The sequence below is a fragment of the Streptomyces sp. NPDC006385 genome (assembly GCF_040612485.1).
Lineage (GTDB): Bacteria > Actinomycetota > Actinomycetes > Streptomycetales > Streptomycetaceae > Streptomyces.
On record NZ_JBEXQG010000049.1, the window covers coordinates 1 to 21,555 of the forward strand.

Annotated in this window: 19 protein-coding genes; 10 read left to right on the forward strand and 9 right to left on the reverse strand. The window is 70.4% G+C overall.

The annotated features are described in order from the left end of the window. Window positions 1-88: 88 nt before the first annotated feature. A complete protein-coding gene (gene aspS / locus ABZ078_RS29985; RefSeq protein ID WP_356580365.1) occupies window positions 89-1,852 on the reverse strand; it encodes an aspartate--tRNA ligase in 1,764 nt (587 codons plus the stop codon). A 179-nt stretch (window positions 1,853-2,031) separates the two neighbouring features. Between aspS and ABZ078_RS29990 the strand changes: the two genes are divergently transcribed. After that, window positions 2,032-4,197 carry a SpoIIE family protein phosphatase gene (locus ABZ078_RS29990; protein ID WP_356580367.1) on the forward strand — a complete coding sequence of 722 codons (2,166 nt, stop codon included), beginning with the start codon at window positions 2,032-2,034 and terminating at the stop codon, window positions 4,195-4,197. On the opposite strand, the gene ABZ078_RS29995 is transcribed toward ABZ078_RS29990, so the two are convergent. The 3 genes from ABZ078_RS29995 to ABZ078_RS30005 form a co-directional block, all read right to left on the reverse strand. Then, window positions 4,134-5,264, reverse strand: a complete 1,131-nt coding sequence (locus ABZ078_RS29995; RefSeq protein WP_356580369.1) for an AI-2E family transporter — start codon at window positions 5,262-5,264, stop codon at window positions 4,134-4,136. The genes ABZ078_RS29990 and ABZ078_RS29995 overlap by 64 nt on opposite strands. Window positions 5,265-5,776: 512 nt before the next feature. Further along, entirely contained in the window at window positions 5,777-6,748 is a 972-nt protein-coding gene (locus ABZ078_RS30000) for a pirin family protein (RefSeq protein WP_356580371.1), read from the reverse strand. A gap of 251 nt (window positions 6,749-6,999) precedes the next feature. Continuing rightward, the gene (locus tag ABZ078_RS30005) at window positions 7,000-7,467 is read right to left on the reverse strand and encodes an SseB family protein (protein WP_234763985.1); all 468 of its coding nucleotides are present in this window, start codon (window positions 7,465-7,467) and stop codon (window positions 7,000-7,002) included. 191 nt (window positions 7,468-7,658) lie between these two features. On the opposite strand from ABZ078_RS30005, the gene ABZ078_RS30010 reads away from it, so the two are divergent. From ABZ078_RS30010 to ABZ078_RS30025, 4 genes are all read left to right on the forward strand, one after another. Continuing rightward, the gene (locus ABZ078_RS30010) at window positions 7,659-8,468 is read left to right on the forward strand and encodes an intradiol ring-cleavage dioxygenase (RefSeq protein ID WP_356580374.1); all 810 of its coding nucleotides are present in this window, start codon (window positions 7,659-7,661) and stop codon (window positions 8,466-8,468) included. A 129-nt stretch (window positions 8,469-8,597) separates the two neighbouring features. Beyond that, window positions 8,598-10,424 carry an acyl-CoA dehydrogenase gene (locus ABZ078_RS30015; protein ID WP_356580376.1) on the forward strand — a complete coding sequence of 609 codons (1,827 nt, stop codon included), beginning with the start codon at window positions 8,598-8,600 and terminating at the stop codon, window positions 10,422-10,424. Between the two features lie 112 nt (window positions 10,425-10,536). Next, window positions 10,537-11,832, forward strand: coding sequence for a M18 family aminopeptidase (locus ABZ078_RS30020; RefSeq protein WP_356580378.1), 1,296 nt, complete (start codon window positions 10,537-10,539; stop codon window positions 11,830-11,832). Window positions 11,833-11,920: 88 nt separating this feature from the next. Further along, window positions 11,921-12,175: a DUF6458 family protein gene (locus ABZ078_RS30025; RefSeq protein ID WP_356580380.1), complete on the forward strand. Its 255-nt coding sequence runs from the start codon at window positions 11,921-11,923 to the stop codon at window positions 12,173-12,175. A 57-nt stretch (window positions 12,176-12,232) separates the two neighbouring features. Here the strand turns inward: ABZ078_RS30025 and ABZ078_RS30030 are convergent, their stop codons facing one another. Continuing rightward, the gene (locus ABZ078_RS30030) at window positions 12,233-12,619 is read right to left on the reverse strand and encodes a cupin domain-containing protein (protein WP_356580381.1); all 387 of its coding nucleotides are present in this window, start codon (window positions 12,617-12,619) and stop codon (window positions 12,233-12,235) included. 52 nt (window positions 12,620-12,671) lie between these two features. On the opposite strand from ABZ078_RS30030, the gene ABZ078_RS30035 reads away from it, so the two are divergent. Both ABZ078_RS30035 and ABZ078_RS30040 read left to right on the forward strand, forming a co-directional pair. Continuing rightward, complete coding sequence (locus ABZ078_RS30035; RefSeq protein WP_356580383.1) at window positions 12,672-13,673, forward strand: helix-turn-helix domain-containing protein; 1,002 nt, start codon at window positions 12,672-12,674, stop codon at window positions 13,671-13,673. After that, window positions 13,670-14,167 (forward strand): LURP-one-related family protein, encoded by a 498-nt coding sequence (locus ABZ078_RS30040; protein ID WP_356580385.1) that lies wholly within the window; start codon window positions 13,670-13,672, stop codon window positions 14,165-14,167. The genes ABZ078_RS30035 and ABZ078_RS30040 overlap by 4 nt, the downstream gene beginning before the upstream one ends. Window positions 14,168-14,200: 33 nt before the next feature. Here ABZ078_RS30040 and ABZ078_RS30045 read toward each other — a convergent pair whose 3' ends face one another. Then, window positions 14,201-15,013 (reverse strand): carbon-nitrogen family hydrolase, encoded by an 813-nt coding sequence (locus tag ABZ078_RS30045; RefSeq protein ID WP_356580387.1) that lies wholly within the window; start codon window positions 15,011-15,013, stop codon window positions 14,201-14,203. A gap of 202 nt (window positions 15,014-15,215) precedes the next feature. Here ABZ078_RS30045 and ABZ078_RS30050 point away from each other — a divergent pair, with 202 nt between their 5' ends. Continuing rightward, window positions 15,216-16,040 (forward strand): maleylpyruvate isomerase family mycothiol-dependent enzyme, encoded by an 825-nt coding sequence (locus ABZ078_RS30050; RefSeq protein WP_356580389.1) that lies wholly within the window; start codon window positions 15,216-15,218, stop codon window positions 16,038-16,040. Between the two features lie 105 nt (window positions 16,041-16,145). Next, the gene (locus ABZ078_RS30055) at window positions 16,146-16,943 is read left to right on the forward strand and encodes a class I SAM-dependent methyltransferase (RefSeq protein WP_356580391.1); all 798 of its coding nucleotides are present in this window, start codon (window positions 16,146-16,148) and stop codon (window positions 16,941-16,943) included. 14 nt (window positions 16,944-16,957) lie between these two features. Here ABZ078_RS30055 and ABZ078_RS30060 read toward each other — a convergent pair whose 3' ends face one another. Both ABZ078_RS30060 and ABZ078_RS30065 read right to left on the reverse strand, forming a co-directional pair. Beyond that, the gene (locus ABZ078_RS30060; protein WP_356580393.1) at window positions 16,958-18,253 is read right to left on the reverse strand and encodes an MFS transporter; all 1,296 of its coding nucleotides are present in this window, start codon (window positions 18,251-18,253) and stop codon (window positions 16,958-16,960) included. Further along, the gene (locus ABZ078_RS30065) at window positions 18,250-18,912 is read right to left on the reverse strand and encodes a GntR family transcriptional regulator (protein ID WP_356580395.1); all 663 of its coding nucleotides are present in this window, start codon (window positions 18,910-18,912) and stop codon (window positions 18,250-18,252) included. Before ABZ078_RS30065 ends, ABZ078_RS30060 begins: the two co-directional genes overlap by 4 nt. A gap of 180 nt (window positions 18,913-19,092) precedes the next feature. Between ABZ078_RS30065 and ABZ078_RS30070 the strand changes: the two genes are divergently transcribed. Then, window positions 19,093-19,995: a serine hydrolase gene (locus ABZ078_RS30070; RefSeq protein WP_356580396.1), complete on the forward strand. Its 903-nt coding sequence runs from the start codon at window positions 19,093-19,095 to the stop codon at window positions 19,993-19,995. Window positions 19,996-20,092: 97 nt separating this feature from the next. Here ABZ078_RS30070 and ABZ078_RS30075 read toward each other — a convergent pair whose 3' ends face one another. Then, window positions 20,093-21,553, reverse strand: coding sequence for a dihydrolipoamide acetyltransferase family protein (locus ABZ078_RS30075; protein WP_356580398.1), 1,461 nt, complete (start codon window positions 21,551-21,553; stop codon window positions 20,093-20,095). Between the last annotated feature and the right edge of the window lie 2 nt (window positions 21,554-21,555).

Consider the following 21,555-nt stretch of genomic DNA (forward strand, 5'->3'; position numbering starts at 1 on the left):
CGCTTCCTCCGCTTTGTTTTTTCTTTCGTCGCGGGCGTGCCCGCTGGCGCGCCCCCCCCCCACTTCTCAAGGTGCCGCTTGCTTCGGCCTACTTCGGCTGCGGCTTGCGCACCGACAGGTGCAGCTCCTTCAGCCGCGCCTCCTCCAGCTCCGTCGGCGCGCCCATCATCAGGTCCTGGGCGTTGCCGTTGAGCGGGAAGGCGATGGTCTCGCGGATGTTCGGCTCGTCGGCGAGCAGCATCACGATGCGGTCGACGCCCGGGGCGATGCCGCCGTGCGGCGGGGCGCCGAAGCGGAAGGCGCGCAGCATGCCGGCGAACTTCTCCTCGACCGTCTCACGGTCGTAGCCCGCGATCTCGAAGGCCTTGAGCATGATCTCCGGCTCGTGGTTCCGGATCGCGCCGGAGGACAGCTCGACGCCGTTGCAGACGATGTCGTACTGCCAGCCCAGGATGTCCAGCGGGTCCTGGGTCTCAAGGGCCTCCAGACCGCCCTGCGGCATGGAGAACGGGTTGTGCGAGAAGTCGATCGCGCCGGTCTCCTCGTCCTTCTCGTACATCGGGAAGTCGACGATCCAGCAGAACCGGAAGACGCCCTCCTCGAAGTGGCCGGCCCGCTTGGCGGCCTCGACGCGGACCGCGCCCATGATCTTCGAGACCTCGTCGAACTCGCCCGCGCCGAAGAACACGGCGTGACCGGCCTCCAGGCCGAGGCGCTCGGTGAGGACCTTGATGTTCTCCTCGGTGAGGAACTTGGCGATCGGGCCGGTCAGCGAGCCGTCCTCGGCGACACGGACCCAGGCCAGGCCCTTGGCGCCCTGCGCGACGGCGTAGTCGCCGAGCTGGTCGAAGAACTTGCGGGGCTGGTCCTGCACGGCCGGGACGGGCAGCGCGCGCACGTGCTTGCCGGCGAACGCCTTGAACTCCGAGCCCTCGAAGACGTCGGTGATGTCGACGAGCTCCAGCTGGGCGCGCAGGTCCGGCTTGTCGGAGCCGTACTTCAGCATCGCCTCGCGGAACGGGATCCGCGGGAACGGCGAGGTGACATGGCGGCCGCCGCCGAACTCCTCGAACAGCTCCGTCATCAGCTTCTCGACGGGCTGGAAGACGTCCTCCTGCTCGACGAAGCTCATCTCGACGTCGAGCTGGTAGAACTCGCCCGGCGAGCGGTCGGCGCGCGCGTCCTCGTCACGGAAGCAGGGCGCGATCTGGAAGTAGCGGTCGAAGCCGGAGATCATCAGCAGCTGCTTGAACTGCTGCGGGGCCTGCGGCAGGGCGTAGAACCTGCCCGGGTGCAGACGGGAGGGGACGACGAAGTCGCGGGCGCCCTCGGGGGAGGTCGCGGACAGGATCGGGGTCGCCATCTCGTTGAAGCCCAGCGCCGTCATCTTGTGCCGGATCGCCGAGATGACCGCCGTACGCAGCATGATGTTGCGGTGCATGCGCTCGCGGCGCAGGTCCAGGAAGCGGTACTCCAGGCGCCGCTCCTCGTTGACCCCGTCCTCGGTGTTGATCGTGAACGGCAGCGGGGCGGCCGCGCCGAGCAGCTCGACCTCGCCGACCTCGACCTCGACCTCGCCGGTGGGCAGGTCGGGGTTGATGTTCTCGGCGCCGCGGGAGACGACCTTGCCGTCGACGCGGAGGGTGGACTCCTTGGAGAGCTTGTCCAGGGCCTCGTAGGCGGGCGTGCCGGGGCGGGCGACGAGCTGCGTGATGCCGTAGTGGTCGCGCAGATCGATGAAGAGGATGCCGCCCAGGTCGCGCCGATTGTGCAGCCAGCCACTCAGCCGGACGTCGGTGCCGACGTCAGAGGAGCGGAGCTCGCCGCAGGTGTGGGACCTGTACCGATGCATCGTCGTTCATCCAGTCTTCGCGGATCGGGGGGCGTGTTTCACGTGAAACTTCCCCCCAGCCTACCGGGGACCCCACGATCGCCTCCCCACCATTTGGCGGCGCTCCCGGGCCCCCGCCGACCAGATGCCCCGTACAGCTTCGGTGGCAGTCTGCGATCACCTCTTCTTACAGTGGGGCAATGCGCACTGGTGAGCCCCTGCCCGCCGTGGGGGAGGTTCTCGCCGCCCTCGCGACCGGACTGTGGCACTGGAACACCGCCACGGGCCTGGTCACGGTCGACGCGGAGGCGGCACGGCTGCTCGGGCTGCCCGCCGAACAGGCAACCCTGAGCCAGGCGCAGGTGCGCGCCCGGCTGCATCCCGTCGACTGGAACGAGATCACCGGAGTGATCCAGCTCGCCGTCGCCGAGGGCACCCTCGGCGAGGTGCGGGTACGGATCATGGACGAGCGGGGCCGGGTCGTCCGGGTGGGCCGCAGCCGCTTCCACGCGTCCTTCGATCGCGAGAAGCGGTCGTACGAGGTCACCGGCTCCCTCCAGGAGGTCACGGAACCGAGGCCGGGTACCCCAGCCGGGCGTACGGCGGTCACCGGCGACTGGCGGCGCTCGCGGGAGGCGTTCCTGCTGGACGCGGGCCGGGCGCTGGCCGAGGCACGGTCGACGGCGGAGGTGCTGCGGGTCGCGGCCGGCCTGTCGATGCCGGGCTTCTCGCCCGACGGACTCGCCGTGTTCGGGGTGACGGGCGATCGCCTGACGATCATCGGCCACCACGGCCACCAGCCCGGCGACGAGGGCCCCTTCACGCACATGGCCCTGGACACCGACTACCCGGCCGCCGAGGTCGTCCGCACCGGCCGTGCCGTCTATCTCTCCTCGCCCGAGCAGTACAAGCAGCGCTACCCGGTCACCTGGCCGCTCGCCGCGCACTTCAACCGCCAGTCCTGGGCGTTCCTGCCGCTGACCGTGGCCGGCCGCACCATGGGCGCCTGGATGGCGGCGTTCACCTATCCGGTCGCGTTCACTCCGGACGAGCGGTCCGTGCTGACGACGGTGGCCCGCATGCTCGCCCAGGCCCTCTCCCGGGCCGAGGCCACCGAGTCCGCGCGGGAGCTGACGGACGGCCTCCAGCGCTCGATGCTGCCCAAGCTGGGCCCGGAGATACCCGGCATGAGCGTCGCCGCCCGCTACGTCCCGACCGGCGGCGGGCTCCAGGTCGGCGGCGACTGGTACGACATGATCCCGCTGCCGAACGGCCGCTTCGCCCTCGTCATCGGCGACGTCCAGGGCCATGACGTCCGGGCGGCGGGCCTGATGGGCCAGCTCCGTATCGCGCTGCGCGCCTACGCCTCCGAGGGCCACCGCCCCGACGCCGTGCTCTCCCGCGCCTCCCGTTTCCTGCACGGCATGACGTTCGGCTCCCTCGACGAGGACCCGTCCGACCTGCGCTTCGCGACCTGCCTGTACGTCGAGGTCGACCCCACGACCGGCCTGCTGGACATCGCGCGCGCCGGCCACCCGGACCCGGCGATCCGCATGACCGACGGCACGGTCCTCGCCCGCCCCACGGCCGGCGGTCTCCCCCTCGGCATCGACCCGGACGCCGACTACCCGACGACCAGGATCACCCTGGAACCCGGCGAGACGATGCTGATCTGCACGGACGGCCTGATCGAGACCGGCGGCCACGACCTGGAGACCGGCTGGAAGCGCATCCGCGCGATCCTCGAGGAGCACGACGGCGACCTGGAGGCGCTCGCCGACGCCCTCGTCCAGGCCGTCCACGGCCCGTCCTCCCACCACACCACCGGCCCGCTCGCCGACCGGCGCGAGGACGACATCGCGGTGCTGCTGCTGTGCCGGGAGGGGGAGGGCTGCGGCTGCGGCGAGGCGATCGCGGTACGGCCGACGATCCGGCGCACCATGCTCACGGTCGCGCAGGCCGAGCCGGAGCGGGTCGCGGCGGCCCGTCAGCAGCTGCGGGAGCTGCTGCACGACTGGGCGTCCGAGGACCAGGTGGACTCCGCGGTCCTGCTCCTGTCCGAGACGCTCACGAACGTCCTCGTCCACACCGACTCCGACGCCCTGCTTCTCGCCGAGGTGCGGGGCGAGCCGGGGGGCCGCCGGTTGCGTGTCGAGGTGACGGACACCAGCGACGACCTGCCGCACAAGCGCCGCCCCGGTGAACTGGCGTCTTCCGGGCGGGGGTTGATGCTGATCGAGCTGCTGGCCCAGGGGTGGGGTGTCGATCCCCGGGGCCAGGGCAAGAGCACCTGGTTCGAGTTCTACGAGTCCAAGGGCGCGGACGGCCCCGGGGGCGCGGACGGCCCGGCGGGCTCCGGCGGCTGAGGAGGCTCCGGCGGCTCAGGGGGCTCCGAGCCCGCGTAACGCTCCTGCAGTTCGTGCACGACGCCCGAGGCGGCGGCGGTGAGCGGTACGGCGAGCAGCATGCCGAGGACTCCGGCGACGGACGCCCCCGCGGTGATCGCCACCATGACGGCGGCCGGGTGCATCTGCACGGTCCGGCTCTGGATCACGGGCTGCAGCACATGCCCTTCCAGCACCTGCACGGCGAGCACGACGGCGAGCACCCACAGCGCGATGACGAACCCCCGGTCGGCGAGCGCGACCAGCACGGCCACGGCCCCCGAGATGAAGGCGCCGAGATAGGGGATGTAGGCCCCGACGAAGACCAGCGCGCCGAGCCCGACGGCGCCCGGGACGTCGAGGACGAGCAGCCCGACGGTGATGCAGACGGCGTCGATGAGGGCGATGAAGGTGGTCCCCCGCATGAACCCCTCCACGGCCTGGAACGCCCGCCGGGCCATGGCCTCGACGAGGTCCCCGCTGCCACGCGGGACGAAGGACCGCACCGTGTGGGCCGCCCGGTCGGAGTCCCGCAGGAAGAAGAAGACGAGCAGCAGCGCGAGGACGGCCATGGCGATGGTCTCGCCCACGACGCTCACCCCGCTGATGACCCCGGAGGCGGCCGTCCCGCCGAACTTGGTGAGCAGCTCTCTGGCGTTGGAGGCCACGTCGTCCAGCGACGTCCCGGCGGCCCCGAAGTGCTCGGCGAGATCCTCGCCCGCCTGCTTGAGCGAGGCCACGATCTCCTCCCCGCTGTCGACGATCGCGGCGACGACGATGTACACGGCCCCGCCGACGACGGCCACGACGGCGACGCAGGTGAGCCCGGCCGCCAGGGAGCGGTGCACCTTGGCCTTCACCAGCCGCCGGTGCAGCGGCCGCAGCAACGCCGTCCCCAGCAGCGCGAGCAGCACGGGCACGACAGCCGTACGGAACTCGTCGGCCAGCCGGATCCCGACGTAGACGACCCCGGCGACGAGCAGCACGACGGCACACCAGGCGGCGAGCCGCCGGACGGGGTCGGGGAGCAGTGGGGTGGGAGGCTGCACGACTCCAGCGGATCACGAGCCGGACGAGGCTGTCGTGTGCGGGCGGACCGGGTGGGTGACGGGAGGAAACCTCCCTGAATTCCGACAGGGAAACCGCGGGAGTCAACCGGGCTCCCGGCATGACAAAGTGCCGATGATCAGAACTGAAAGACTTTCCCAGCAGATCAAAGACCTTGCCAAGGGGCACTGCAGGTGCGGGAAAGCGATCTACGCTCGCCTTGAGCAACTGCTTCTGAGGCCTGAGGAGGCCACTCATGGGAAACGCCATCAGTCCGCTCCGCAAATTCGCCGCAGTAGCCGCCCTCGCGTGCGGCATTTTCGGCGCATTTCTCCTGCCGCATGCGCAGGCGCACCCGCAGACGCATCCGCTGGCAATCTCAGCGGGAGGGGACACCTCTCCTGGGGATGGAATTTCGTAGTACCCGGATCGCACGACGCTGAACTACAACATTCAGCGTGACCCAGTAGTCGGGTCGCCGGGAATGAAATTCTCCCGGCGACCCGAATACGCCCTACAGTCCGCCCTCGGACATCCCGTGCACGGCCGGGATGGTGCCCAGCCGCCCTTTCTGGAAGTCGTCGAATGCCTGCTGGAGTTCCTCCCGGGTGTTCATCACGAACGGGCCGTAGTGCGCCATCGGCTCCCGGATGGGCTGTCCGCCGAGCAGGACGACCTCCAGGTTCGGCGTGTGGGAGTCCTGCTTGTCGTCCGCGCGGACGGTCAGCGAGCCGCCGCTGCCGAAGACCGCCGTCTGGCCGAGGTGGATCGGCCGGCGTTCGGCACCCACCGCGCCCCGCCCGGCGAGGACGTACGCGAGGCCGTTGAAGTCCTCGCGCCACGGCAGCGTGATCTCCGCGCCCGGGGCGAGGGTCGCGTGGATCATCGTGATCGGGGTGTGGGTGATACCGGGGCCCTGGTGGCCGTCCAGCTCACCCGCGATGACGCGCAGGAGCGCGCCGCCGTCGGGGGTGGAGAGCAGTTGGACGTTGCCGCCGCGGATGTCCTGGTAGCGCGGCGCCATCATCTTGTCCCTGGCCGGGAGGTTCACCCACAGCTGGAGACCGTGGAAGAGACCGCCGGACATGACCAGCGACTCCGGCGGGGCCTCGATGTGGAGGAGACCCGACCCGGCCGTCATCCACTGGGTGTCCCCGTTGGTGATGGTGCCGCCACCGCCGTTGGAGTCCTGGTGGTCGAAGATCCCGTCGATGATGTACGTGACGGTCTCGAAGCCGCGGTGCGGATGCCAGGGAGTGCCCTTGGGCTCGCCCGGCGCGTACTCCACCTCACCCATCTGGTCCATCATGATGAACGGGTCCAGATAGCGGTAGTTGATCCCGGCGAACGCGCGGCGCACCGGGAAACCCTCGCCCTCAAAACCGCTCGGCGCGGTCGTGACGGCGAGCACGGGACGGGCCACGGCCTCCGCGGGTGCGGCGACGCGCGGCAGCGTCAGCGGGTTCTCGACAGTCACTGCAGGCATGTCGGTACCTCCTTGTGCGGCCAGTTTAGTTGAGCATTGAACTTCCTGCCACCCCAAACAGAGGACACCCGCGGGGCATTCCCCCAACAGAACGCCGCCGGCCCGTCAGGACCGGCGGCGATGTGGGCGATGTGTCAGTCGAGGTCACGCGGGCACAGTAGGGGGGCCCAGGAGCGGAAGGAGCGGTTCAGCCGTAAAGGAGTTCCGGCACTCGGCAGAGGTGACCGGCGGCAGAGGTGTGCAGCCGGTGTCTAGCCGTACATCCTGCGCATCGCGAACTCGACCATCTGCTCGACGGCCTTCGCGTCGAACACCATCCGGTGCTCGCCCTCCATGTCCAGGACGAAGCCGTAGCCGGTCGGCAGCAGGTCGATCACCTCGGCGCCGGTGATGACGAAGTACTTGGACTCCTTGCCCGCGTACCGCCGCAGTTCCTTCAGCGAGGTGAACATCGGGATCACCGGCTGCTGGGTGTTGTGCAGGGCGAGGAAGCCGGGGTTGTCACCGCGCGGGCAGTAGACCTTCGACGTGGCGAAGACCTGCTGGAAGTCCTCGGCGGACATCTGCCCGGTGGTGAAGGCCCGCACGGCGTCCGCGAGCGAGGGCGGGGACGGCTCGGGGTAGAGCGGCGGCTGCTGGCCGTACCCGCCGACGCCGCCGGGCTGCTGCGGCGGGGCGTACTGCTGCTGTGCACCGACGTTCTGGTCGTAGCCGTACATGAGCGCAAGCGTACCGACAGCAGCCGTGGGGCGGGCCGGTACGGGCGCTCCGGCGGACCGACAGCGACTCGGCAGCGACTCGACAGCGAGTGCCCTGGCTTCCCACAGCCGCCGCTCATAGCGTCGGCCATAGCGTCGGCCGTACAGAGGCGAGCACGGCAACGGCAGCACACCAGCGAGGGGACACGGCCATGCACCGACACCATGACGACGAGGTCCACGAACACGACAGGGGTCTGACCTACGACCTTCCCGTCCTCGCCCGCCGCCGCATGATCCGGCTCATGGCCGGAGCGGGTCTGATCCCCCTGGTGGGCTGCAGCTCCGACGAGGACACCCCGGCGTCCTCCGCGTCCTCCTCGCCCGCCGAGTGCGCGACCATCCCCGAGGAGACCGCCGGTCCCTACCCCGGCGACGGCTCGAACGGCGTGAACGTGCTGAAGGAGAGCGGTGTCGTCCGCGGTGACATCACCGAGAGCTTCGGCGACTTTGCGGGCGGCACCGCCGGGGGCGTGCCCCTGACCGTGACGCTGACGGTGGTGGACGCCGCGTCCGGCTGCGGCACCCCGAAGAAGGGCGCCGCCGTCTACCTCTGGCACTGCGACCGGGAGGGCAGGTACTCGCTGTACTCCGAGGGGGTCACGGACGAGAACTACCTGCGCGGCGTCCAGGAGACGGACGACGAGGGCCAGGTCACCTTCACCAGCGTCTTCCCCGGCTGCTACGCGGGCCGCTGGCCGCACATCCACTTCGAGGTCTACGGCAGCCTGGCCGACGCCACGGCCGCCACCTCGATCACCACCACCTCGCAGCTCGCGTTCCCGAAGGACGTCTGCGACACGGTCTACGCCACGGACGGATACGGCCAGAGCGTGCGGAACCTCGCTCCGCTCTCCCTGGAGACGGACGGCATCTTCAGCGACGGCCACGACCAGCAGCTGGCGACGATGAAGGGCGGCGTGACGGAGGGCTACACGGCGACACTGACGGTTGCGGTGTGACCTGTCACAGATGACCGGATCGGGGTTGCGTCTTATTACTGACGGGTAGCATCATCGTAGCTACTTGTTGGTATGCGAACGAGCGCGAGGATCCAAGTGCCTCGCCGATCCCTCTACGGAGCCGTCACCATGGGGCACTACAAGTCCAATCTCCGCGACATCGAGTTCAACCTCTTCGAAGTACTCGGACGCGACAGGCTGTACGGCACGGGTCCGTTCGAGGAGATGGACGTCGAGACCGCGAAAAGCATCCTTGAGGAGCTGACGCGGCTCGCGGAGAACGAGCTGGCCGAGTCCTTCGCGGACGCCGACCGCAACCCGCCGGTCTTCGACCCGGAGACCAACACCGCGCCGGTCCCCGCGTCCTTCAAGAAGAGTTACAAGGCGTTCATGGACTCCGAGTACTGGCGTCTGGGGCTGCCCGAGGCGATCGGCGGCACGACGGCCCCGCCCTCCCTGATCTGGTCGTACGCGGAGCTGATCCTCGGCTCGAACCCGGCCGTGTGGATGTACTCCTCCGGCCCGGCGTTCGCCGGGATCCTCTACGACGAGGGCAACGAGGTCCAGAAGAAGATCGCCCAGATCGCGGTCGAGCGGACCTGGGGCTCCACCATGGTGCTGACCGAGCCGGACGCCGGTTCGGACGTGGGCGCCGGCCGCACCAAGGCGATCCAGCAGGAGGACGGCTCCTGGCACATCGAGGGCGTCAAGCGCTTCATCACGTCCGGTGAGCACGACATGGAGGAGAACATCCTCCACTACGTGCTCGCCCGCCCCGAGGGTGCCGGCCCCGGCACCAAGGGCCTGTCCCTCTTCCTCGTCCCGAAGTACCTCTTCGACTTCGAGACCGGCGAGCTGGGCGAGCGCAACGGCGTCTACGCCACGAACGTCGAGCACAAGATGGGCCTGAAGGCCTCCAACACCTGCGAGATGACCTTCGGCGACCAGCACCCCGCCAAGGGCTGGCTGATCGGCGACAAGCACGACGGCATCCGCCAGATGTTCCGCATCATCGAGTTCGCCCGCATGATGGTCGGCACGAAGGCGATCTCCACGCTGTCCACGGGCTACCTGAACGCGCTGGAGTACGCCAAGGAGCGCGTCCAGGGTCCGGACCTGGCGAACTTCATGGACAAGACCGCGCCCAAGGTCACCATCACCCACCACCCGGACGTGCGCCGCTCGCTGATGACGCAGAAGGCGTACGCGGAGGGCATGCGGGCCCTCGTCCTGTACACGGCCTCGGTCCAGGACGCGATCGCGGTGAAGGAGGCGGCCGGCGAGGACGCGAAGACCGAGCACGCGCTCAACGACCTGCTCCTGCCCATCGTCAAGGGCTACGGCTCCGAGAAGGGCTACGAGCAGCTCGCCCAGTCGCTGCAGACCTTCGGTGGCTCCGGCTTCCTGCAGGAGTACCCGATCGAGCAGTACATCCGGGACTCCAAGATCGACACCCTCTACGAGGGCACCACGGCGATCCAGGGCCAGGACTTCTTCTTCCGGAAGATCGTCCGCAACCAGGGCGCCGCGCTGAACTCGCTCGCCGAGGACATCAAGAAGTTCCTGGCGCTCGGCACGGGCGGCGAGGAGCTGGCGGGCGCGCGCGAGCACCTGGCCAAGGCGGCCGTGGAGCTGGAGGCCATCGTCGGCCTGATGCTGACCGACCTCGCGGCCACCGAGTCGGACGTCAAGAACATCTACAAGGTGGGCCTGAACACCACCCGTCTGCTGATGGCCTCCGGTGACGTCGTCGTCGGCTACCTGCTGCTCAAGGGCGCCGCGGTCGCCGCCGAGAAGCTTCAGACGGCCTCCACCAAGGACAAGGCGTTCTACCAGGGCAAGATCGCGGCGGCGAAGTTCTTCGCGGCCAACGTCCTGCCGGGCGTCACCGGCGCGCGCAAGCTCGCCGAGAACGTCGAGCTGGACCTGATGGAGCTGGACGAGGCGGCCTTCTAGCCGCTGCGCCCGGTACACGTTCCAGGCACTCACGGACAATCCACATCGCCCTCACGAGGGCCCGCTCCCCTTCACCGGGAGCGGGCCCTCGTACGTCGTTAAGGTGAACCCCATGAGCGAACCCCCCCGCTTCGACCGCGGCCACACCGACGACCTGATGTCCTTCCTGGCGGCGAGCCCGTCGCCGTACCACGCCGTGGCGAACACCGCCGAGCGGCTGGAGAAGGCCGGCTTCCGGCAGGTCTCGGAGACGGACGCCTGGGACGGGTCGAGCGGCGGCAAGTACGTGCTGCGCGGTGGCGCGATCGTGGCCTGGTACGTCCCCGAGGGCGCGGCGCCCCACACGCCGTTCCGGATCGTCGGCGCGCACACGGACTCCCCCAACCTGCGGGTCAAACCCCTGCCCGACAGCGGGGCGCACGGCTGGCGGCAGGTGGCCGTGGAGATCTACGGCGGACCGCTGCTCAACTCCTGGCTCGACCGCGACCTGGGCCTGGCGGGCCGGCTGACGCTGCGGGACGGCACGACGCGGCTGGTGAACGTGGACCGCCCCCTGCTGCGGGTCCCCCAGCTCGCGATCCACCTGGACCGATCCGTGTCGGCGGAGGGGCTCAAGCTCGACAAGCAGCGTCATCTGCAGCCTGTTTGGGGCCTCGGCGACGTGCGCGACGGCGACCTGATCGCCTTCCTGGAGGAGACGGCCGGGCTGGCGGCGGGCGAGGTCACCGGCTGGGACCTGATGGTGCACTCGGTGGAGCCGCCGGCGTACCTGGGCCGGGACAAGGAGCTGGTCGCCGGCCCGCGCATGGACAACCTGCTGTCGGTGCACGCGGGTACGGCGGCGCTGACCGCGGTGGCGGGCTCGGGCGCCGGGCTGCCGTCCATCCCGGTGCTGGCCGCCTTCGACCACGAGGAGAACGGCTCGCAGAGCGACACGGGCGCCGACGGGCCGCTGCTGGGCGGCGTCCTGGAGCGTTCGGTGTTCGCGCGCGGGGGGTCGTACGAGGACAAGGCACGCGCCTTCGCGGCCACCGTCTGTCTGTCCTCCGACACCGGCCACGCGGTCCACCCCAACTACGCGGAGCGCCACGACCCGACGCACCACCCGCGCGTCAACGGCGGGCCCATCCTGAAGGTGAACGTCAACAACCGCTACGCGACCGACGGTTCGGGCCGGGCGGTGTGGGCGGCGGCCTGCGAGAAGGCGGACGTGCCCTTCCAGTCCTTCGTCTCCAACAACTCGATGCCCTGCGGGACCACCATCGGCCCCATCACCGCGGCCCGGCACGGCATCAGGACCGTCGACATCGGCGTGGCGATCCTGTCGATGCACAGCGCGCGGGAGTTGTGCGGCGTGGACGACCCGCATCTGCTGGCGAACGCGCTGGTGGCCTTTCTGGAGGGGTAGTTCGCGGGGGCGGCCGCATGGGTGACGCCGGCCGGGGTACCCGGCCGTCCGGACCGGAACGACCGGACCGGACAGGGAGGCGACACTCATGGGCCTCGGCGGATGCATCATCCTCATCGCCGCGGGAGCCATCCTCACGTTCGCGACCGACTGGGACATGGAGGGGGTCAACCTCGACCTGGTCGGCATCATCCTGATGATCGTGGGGCTGATCGGCGTCACGACGTTCAGCAGCATCGCCAGGCGCAGGCGCGTGGTGGTGCCGCCCACGACGCCCGTGGTCGGCGACGACGGCCACCACCATCGGCACCGGGACGGATACAGCGACGGTTACGGCGTCTGAGCGTCCTTCGAGGGTGCGGGAGAGATCGGTCCCCGCACCCTCGTCCAGCGCGTGCCGTCACGTCAGCGCGTGCCCGGTGGTCGCGTCCACGTGGTCCGGCACCTCGTCGTGGCGGTCGCCGACGGTCAGGGTGCCGGTGGGCTCGAAGACGAGGACGGCGGCGGGGGCGGGGGCGTACGGCCTGTGTTCGGTGCCGCGGGGGACGGTGAAGACGGAGCCCCGCGGGAGGACGACGGTGCGCTCGCCCCGCGCCTCCCGCAGGGCGATGTGCAGTTCGCCGTCCAGGACCAGGAAGAACTCGTCGGTGTGGTCGTGGGCGTGCCAGACGTGCTCGCCGTCGACCTTGGCCACCCGGACGTCGTAGTCGTTGACGGTCGTCACGATGCGGGGGCTCCAGGTCTGCGTGAAGGAGGCGAGGGCCGTCTCCAGGGAGATGGGTTCCATGGGCTCATCGTGCGCGGTGGCCCAGGCGCCGTACGAGTGCTAGGAATCGCACATGGCGCACGATTCCTCTCATCCACCGGCGCACCGCGTCGCCGTGATCGTCGACGAGGGCACCAACCCGTTCGAGGTCGGCGTCGCCACCGAGCTGTTCGGGCTGCCGCGGCCGGAGCTCGGCCTCCCCGGTCCGCTGTACGAGGTGACGCTGTGCACCCCCACGCCCGAGGTCCGGATGAACCACGGCTTCTTCACGCTGACCGGGGTGCCCGGACTGGAGGCCGCCGACGCGGCGGACACCCTCGTCGTACCCGGCCGTCCGGACAACGTCGTACCGCGCGGCGCCGCCGTCCTCGACGCCATCCGCCGGGCACACGCGCGTGGCGCCCGCATCCTGAGCCTGTGCACCGGAAGCTTCGCGCTCGCCGAGGCCGGGCTGCTCGACGGGCGCCGGGCCACCACGCACTGGATGTGGGCCGACGCCTTCCGCGAGCTGCATCCGAAGGTCCTGCTGGAGCCGGACGTCCTCTTCGTCGACGAGGGCGACGTCCTGACCGCCGCGGGCAGCGCGGCCGCACTCGACCTCGGTCTGCACCTGTGGCGCCGGGACCACGGCGCGGAGATAGCCAACGCCGTCTCGCGGCGGCTCGTCTTCGCCGCGCACCGCGACGGCGGCCAGCGGCAGTTCGTGGAGCGGCCGGTCCCGGACGTACCGGACGAATCCCTGGCCCCGCTGCTGGCGTGGGCGCGGGAACGGCTGGGCGAGCCGCTGACGGTCGCGGACCTGGCGGCACGGGCGGCGGTGTCGCCGGCCACGCTGCACCGGCGCTTCCGGGCGCAGCTCGGGACGACGCCGCTGGCCTGGCTGACCGGGGAGCGGGTGGCGCTCGCGTGCCGGCTGATCGAGCGCGGAGAGGAACGGCTGGACGTGGTGGCGGCGAGGAGCGGACTCGGCACCGCCGCGAACCTGCGCGCCCGCCTGCGCCGGGAGACCGGGCTCAGCCCCTCGGCCTACAGGCGGCGTTTCGGGCCGGGCCGCGGGGAACTGCTCGTCTCATGAGATTCCTCGTACGCGACCGGCTCCTCGGCATCGGTGACGACTACTGGATCGAGGACGACCGGGGCAACAAGGTGTTCCTCGTCGACGGCAAGGCGATGCGGCTGCGGGACACCTTCGAGCTGAAGGACACGCAGGGGCGCGTCCTCATCGACATCCACCAGAAGATGCTCTCCCTGCGCGACACGATGGTGATCGAGCGGGACGGCGAGCCGCTCGCGAAGATCCGCCGCAAGCGGCTGTCGCTGCTGCGCAACCACTACCGGGTCTCCCTGGCGGACGGCCGTACGGAACTCGACGTCAGCGGCAAGATCCTCGACCGGGAGTTCGCCGTCGAGTACGACGGCGAACTGCTGGCCGTCGTCTCCCGGCGGTGGCTGCACGTGCGGGAGACGTACGGCGTGGACGTCGTACGGGACGACGCGGATCCGGCGCTGCTGATCGCGGTGGCGGTGTGCGTGATCCATCTGGCGGAGAAGGAGCACGCGGAGGACTGAGGAGGGCGAGGGCCGCGGACGCCGGCCCCGCCGTCAGCGGCGCGGCGCGGCCAGCCCCAGCACCCGGTCCTTCAGCGCCGGGAACTGCTCCCGCGTCACGGCCACCTTGCCCGGGTCGAACTCCACCGTGAGGACCTGCTCCCCGGCCCCGGCCTGCGCCAGCACCTCGCCCCACGGATCCACCACGATCGAGTGACCGGCCTGCGGAACTCCCGCGTGCGTCCCGGCCGTTCCACAGGCGAGCACGAACGCCTGGTTCTCCACCGCCCGCGCCTGAGCCAGCAGCGTCCAGTGCGCCCGGCGGCGCTCCGGCCAGCCCGCCGGGACGACCAGGGTCTCGGCGCCGGCGTCGACGAGGCCGCGGAAGAGTTCGGGGAAACGGAGGTCGTAACAGGTGGCCACACCGATGGTGGTGCCGGGCTCGCCGGGCTTGCCGGGCAGACCCACCGTCACCAGTTCCTCGCCCGCGCCCATCAGCACCGCCTCGCCCTTGTCGAAGCCGAAGCGGTGGATCTTGCGGTAGGCGGCGGCGAGCTCTCCGGAGGGGGAGAAGACGACAGACGTGTTGTAGAGGGCGCCGTCAGGGGCCCGCTCGGGGATCGAGCCCGCGTGCAGCCACACGCCCGCGTCGCTCGCGGCCTTCGCCATCGCCTCGTACGTCGGCCCTTCGAGCGGCTCGGCCTCACGGCCGAACTTCTCGTAGGCGAACGCCCCGGTGGTCCACAGCTCGGGCAGGACGACCAGATCCGCCCCGGCCTGTTCGCGTACCAGCGAGACGACCCTCACCCGACGCGAGTCGACCGATTCGTCCTCATTGACGTCGATCTGGAGCAAAGAGGCGCGCACACTACCACCGTCCTGGCATTCGAGCGGTCCACATGGGCTCCCAAGCGGGCCTACGATCGTCACACGAAAGCACTGCCGGGGTGCCTCACAGCAGCGTAACTTAGCGTTCCGAGACACCCGCCGACAGCAGCCGCCGCCCACTGGCACCGACGCCACAACCTGCCCGCGTACCGACGCACCAACCGCCGAGGGGTCCCGTTCCGTGAGTCTGCATCCCACCCTCCAGCCCTACGCCGACGCCTGGACCCACTCCATCGAAGCGATATCCGAGCTGGTGACGCCGCTTGTGGAGGGCGAGTGGAACCGGCGCACCCCCTGCCCCGGCTGGTCGGTCCGCGACGTCGTGTCGCATGTCATCGGCCTGGACTGCGAGATGCTGGGCGACCCGCGCCCCATCCACACGCTTCCGCGGGACCTCTTCCACGTCACGAACGACCACCAGCGCTACATGGAGATGCAGGTCGACGTCCGCCGCCACCACACGGCGCCGGAGATGACGTCGGAGCTGGAGTACACGATCATCCGCCGCAACCGCCAGCTGCGCAACGAGTCCCGGGACCCCGGCACGAAGGTGCGCGGCCCGCACGGGGCGGACCTCACCCTCGAAGAGTCCATGCGGTCCCACGCGTTCGACGTCTGGGTCCACGAACAGGACCTGCGCACCGCCCTCGGCCGCCCCGGCAACCTCGACTCCCCCGGCGCGCACGTGGCCCGCGACGTCCTGCTCGCCAAGCTGCCCGAGATCGTCGCGGGCAAGGCCGACGCCCCGCGCAGCTCGGCGATCGTCTTCGACGTCCACGGCCCGATCGAGTTCCTGCGCACGATCCGCGTCGACATCCAGGGCCGCGGCACCCTCGAAACGGCACCCGCCCTGGGCCCCGCCGCCACCCTCACCCTCGACTGGGAGACCTACGTCCGCCTCGCCTGCGGCCGCGTCGCACCGGAGGCCGTGACGGACCGGGTGAAGGCGGAGGGCGACCCGGACCTGACGGCGGCGATCCTGCGCAACTTCACGGTGACGCCGTAGGGGCCCGCTGGGGCCGTGCAGGCGCCGGATGCCGGCCGGATGCCGTAAGGCGGCGGCCCGTTATTCGTTGTCGGTGTCGGGCGGCGCACGGCTAGCGTGCTCGCCATGACCGACACGACCACCGAAACCGAGGCCGCCCCCGGCCGCCGTGGCGACGAACCGCCGCGCCTGACCCGCCTGACCTTCCACGGACCGCTGTCCGAGGCACGGGCGCACCGCCTCGTCCAGCGCCTCGCCCGCACCGACCCCGCCACCGTCCTCGACATCGGCTGCGGATGGGGCGAGTTGATGCTGCGCGTCCTGGACGCCGTGCCCGAGGCGAGCGGCGTCGGCATCGACGTCAACGCCGAGGACCTCGCCCGCGGCCGCCGCAACGCCGAGGCCAGGGGACTGGGCCGAAGGACCGCATTCGTCGAGGAGTCCGCCGTCGGAACCTCGCGCGGCCCCGCCGACCTCGTCCTGTGCGTCGGGGCGAGCCAGGCCCTGAGCGCGGCCGAGCCGCCCGGGCACACCACCGACGCCCTGCGCGAACTGCGCCGTCTGGTCAGCGACGGCGGCCGCGTGCTGCTCGGGGAGGGCTTCTGGGAGCGCCCCCCGACCCCCGCCGAACTCTCCGGCATGTGGCCGGGAGCCGCCGCCACGGACCACCACGACCTCGCGACCCTGCTCGATCTCGTGGTGGACGCCGGTTTCCGCCCCGAGTGGACCGAGACGGCGAACCTCGACGAGTGGGAGGAGTTCGAGTCGGCGTACCAGGCGGACGTCGAGGTATGGCTGGCCCAGAACCCGGACCACCCGCTCGCGGCCGAGACACGCGAACGCCTCGACCGCCATCGCGCCCAGTGGATGAGCTACCGCGGGGTGCTGGGCATCGCCTACCTCACCCTCGTCCCGGCCCGCTGACCGACGGCACCGCCTCAGGCGGGAACGTGCACCGTCTCCACCCTGCTGGCGACCAGCCGTTCCCGCTCCCTGCGCGCCGCCCGCTTGCGCAGCCGCAGGATCTGGCCGACCCCCAGCGCCTGGAGCACGAACACCGCCGAGAAGGCGACGGTGTAGTCGCCGCCCGTCGCGTCCAGCAGCACCCCGACGGCGAACAGCGTGGTCATCGAGGCGACGAACCCGCCCATGTTGGTGATCCCGGACGCCGTTCCCTGCCGCTCCGGCGGATTCGCCGGCCGCGCGAAGTCGAAGCCGAGCATCGAGGCCGGCCCGCACGCCCCGAGCACCGCGCACAGCACGATCAGCAGCCACATCGGCGCCGTCTCACCGGGCCAGGCCAGCGTCGTCGCCCACAGCGCCGCCGTCGCCGCCACCGTCCCCAGCGCCAGCGGCAGCCGCGCCTCGTGGTGCCGGGCGACGACCTGGCCGTAGACCGGACCCACGACCATGTTCGACAGGACGATGAGGGTGAGGAGTTCACCGGCCGTCGCGCGCGACAGCCCCTGCGCCTCCACCAGGAAGGGCAGCCCCCACAGCAGCAGGAACACCATCGCCGGGAACTGCGTCGTGAAGTGCACCCACAGGCCCAGCCGTGTGCCGGGCTCGCGCCAGGAGGCGGCGATCTGGCGTCGTACGTACGCCGCGCCCTGGTGCGGGACGGGCTCCGGCTCATGCCCCTCGGGGTGGTCCTTCAGGAACAGGAGCAGCAGGACGAGGACCACGACGCCCGCCGCCGCGCTGCCCGCGAACGCCGCCGTCCAGCCCAGCCCGTGCAGCAGCCGGGCCAGCACCAGCGTGGAGACGAGGTTGCCCGCCATGCCCGCGAACCCCGCGAGCTGCGCGATCATCGGACCGCGCCGGGCCGGGAACCACCGCATGCCGAGCCGCAGGACGCTGATGAACGTCATGGCGTCGCCGCAGCCCAGCAGCGCGCGCGAGGCGAGCGCCATGCCGTACGACGGCGAGAAGGCGAAGCCCAGTTGGCCCGCGGTGAACAGCACCACGCCGAGGGTCAGCACCTTCTTCGTGCCGAGCCGGTCGACCAGCAGGCCGACGGGTATCTGCATGCCCGCGTACACGAGCAGTTGCAGGATCGAGAACGCCGACAGGGCCGAGGCGTTCACGTCGAAGCGGTCCGCCGCGTCGAGGCCGGCGACCCCGAGGGACGTACGGAAGATGACGGCGACGAAGTAGACCGAGACGCCGATGCCCCAGACGGCCATGGCGCGACGGCCGCCCGGAGGATCGCCGGGCAACGTGGTGGCCTTCATCGCTCCTCACCCCGCGCGAGGTGCGAGAACCAGCCGATGTGCCGGTGGACCGTCCCGACGGCCGCCTCGGCGTCCCCGGAGCGCAGTGCCTGAAGGATCTCCTCGTGCTCGGCGAGGGTCTTGGCGATCCGGTCGGGGTGGGAGTGCAGGACGGCGACGCCCATGCGCAGTTGCCGGTCGCGCAGTTGGTCGTAGAGCCGCGACAGGATCTCGTTGCCGCCGCTGCGAACGATCTCCGCGTGGAAGCACCGGTCGGTGACGGCGGCACCCGCGAGATCGCCGGCGGCGGCCTGGGCCTTCTGCTTGGCGAGCAGTTCCGTGAGCCGCTCGATGAGCCCCGGGGGTGCCGGGACGGCCTTGCGTGCCGCGTGCTCCTCGACGAGCAGCCGCGTCTCCACCACGTCCTTGATCTCCTGCGCGGAGACCGGCAGGACCAGCGCGCCCTTCTTCGGGTAGAGCTTGATCAGCCCCTCGACCTCCAGCCGCAGCAACGCCTCCCGCACGGGCGTGCGCGAGACGCCGACGGCCTCGGCGAGCTCGCCCTCGGTGAGCAGCGTCCCGCCCTCGTAACGGCGCTCCAGGACGCCCTGTTTGACGTGCGTGTAGACGCGGTCGGCCGCGGGGGGCTGCTTGAGGGACGGGGACGTGGCGGTAGGCATGCGCACAGCATAGATACAACACGTACGCAAGGCGGCACCCGTCCATCATGCGGACGGGGAACCCACCCGTCTGTCGCACAACTTTCTGTGCTACTTACGTGTCACAGATGTGCGGCCCTCCTGTCTTCCCCTCCAACCCGGCCGCGCACAGGGGCATTCGACGTAATCGGGGTATATCAGTTGATAAGCGCCACCAAGAGCCTCCGTATCCGCAGAGCCGCGGCCGTCGCCGTGACGACCGGTGCGGTGCTCGTGACCGGAGCTCTCACCGCGGCACCCGCGCAGGCCGTGACGACGCCCAGCATCAATGCCAAGGGCGGGTTCCTGATGAACAGCGCGAACGGCAAGACCCTCTTCACCAAGGCCGCCGACACCAAGCGGCTCACCGCCTCGACGACGAAGATCATGACCGCCAAGGTCGTGCTCTCGCAGTCGAACCTGAACCTGGACACCAAGGTCACGATCAGGAAGGAGGTCAGCGACTACATGGTCGCCAAGGGCTACCCCTCGACGGCCAGGCTGATCGTCGGTGACAAGGTGACCGTCCGTCAGCTCCTGTACGGGATGATGCTGCCGTCCGGCTGCGACGCCGCGATGACCCTCGCCGACAAGTTCGGTTCCGGCACGACGGTCAACGCCCGCGTGAAAAGCTTCATCGGCAAGATGAACACCATGGCCAAGAGCCTGGGCATGACGAACACGCGCTTCGATTCGTTCGACGGCATAAGCAACGGCTCCAACTACTCGACGCCGCGCGACCTGACCAAGCTCGCCCGCAGCGCGATGAAGAGCTCCACCTTCAAGACCGTCGTGAAGACCAAGGCCTACACGGCCAAGACGATCACGAAGACGGGCTCCATCCGCACGATGGCGACGTGGAAGAACACCAACACGCTGCTCGGCTGGAACGGCACGCTCGGCATCAAGACCGGCTCCGGCACCGAGGCCAAGTACTGCCTCGTCTTCGCCGCCACGCTCAACGGCGAGTCGGTGATGGGCACCGTGATGACGGCCTCCTCGGAGGCCAACCGCACGACGGACGTGAAGAAGCTCATCAACTACGGCTACGCCAAGATCAGCTGACACGCGCGTTCATCGAAGAAGCCGCGGAAGGCGAAGAAGGCGAAGAAGAGGGGCGGCCACTCGGCAGTGGCCGCCCCTTCTCGTCACCGTCCCCGGCTCACGCCCAGGTGATCAACCGCTTCGGCTGCTCCAGGATCGCCGCCACGTCGGCCAGCACCTTGGAGCCCAACTCCCCGTCCACCAACCGGTGGTCGAAGCTGAGCGCCAGCGTGGTGACCTGACGCGGCTTCACCTTGCCCTTGTGGACCCACGGCTGGAGCTTGATCGCGCCGACCGCGAGGATCGCGGACTCACCGGGGTTGAGGATGGGGGTGCCGGTGTCGACGCCGAAGACGCCGACGTTGGTGATGGTGACCGTGCCGCCCTGCATCGCGGCGGGGCCGGTCTTGCCCTCCCGCGCCGTCGACACCAACTCACCCAGCGCCTCCGCCAGTTGCGGAAGCGTCTTGGCGTGGGCGTCCTTGATGTTCGGGACGATCAGCCCGCGCGGGGTCGCCGCCGCGATGCCCAGATTGACGTAGTGCTTGCGCACGATCTCCTGGTTCGCCTCGTCCCAGGACGCGTTGATGTCCGGGTTCCGCTTGATCGCGACCAGCAGGGCCTTGGCGATCAGCAGCAAGGGGTTCACGCGCAGGCCCGCGAACTCCTTGTCCTCCTTGAGCTCCTCGACCAGCTTCATCGTGCGCGTCACGTCGACCGTCACGAACTCGGTGACATGCGGCGCCGTGAACGCCGAGCCGACCATCGCCGCAGCCGTGGCCTTGCGGACGCCCTTCACGGGGACACGGGTCTCACGGACGGTGTCGTACGTGGCCACCGGCGCCGGGGCGGCGACGGGAGCGGCGGCCGGGGCGGCCTGCGGCTCCGGCTCGGCGGCCGGGGCCTGCGGGGCCACCGCCGCGTGGACGTCCTCGCGGGTGATGATGCCGTCGGGGCCGGTGGGGGTCACTGTGGCCAGGTCGACACCCAGGTCCTTCGCCAGCTTGCGCACCGGCGGCTTCGCCAGCGGCCGGGGAGGCGTGACCGCCCCGGCCGGGCCGTGGCCGTTCAGCTCCGACTGCAGGGCCTGCGCCGCGGCCGGGGCCTCCTGGCGCGGAGCCGCCTGGTGCGGGGCCTCGGCGCCCTTGCGCGGGCGGCGCTTCGTCGAGGACGTGGCCACGCCGTAACCGACCAGCACCGGCTGGCGGCCCTGCGGCTTGGCCTCCTTCTGCGGGGCCTCCTTCTCCGGGGCCTCTTCCTTCAGGTCCTTCAGGGCCTCCGGCTGCGCGGCCGGCGCCGCAGCGGCGGCCGCCGTCCCGCCCGCCACGTCCACCGCGATGATCGCCGTACCGACGTCCACCGTGGTGCCCTCGGGGAAGCGCAGCTCACGGACCACCCCGTCGTACGGGATGGGCAGCTCGACGGCCGCCTTGGCCGTCTCGACCTCGCACACCACCTGACCGTCGGTGACCGTGTCGCCCGGCTGGACGTACCACTTGAGGATCTCGGCCTCGGTGAGTCCCTCGCCCACGTCGGGCATCTTGAACTCGCGCACGGACGCTTCAGTCATCGTCGTCACGC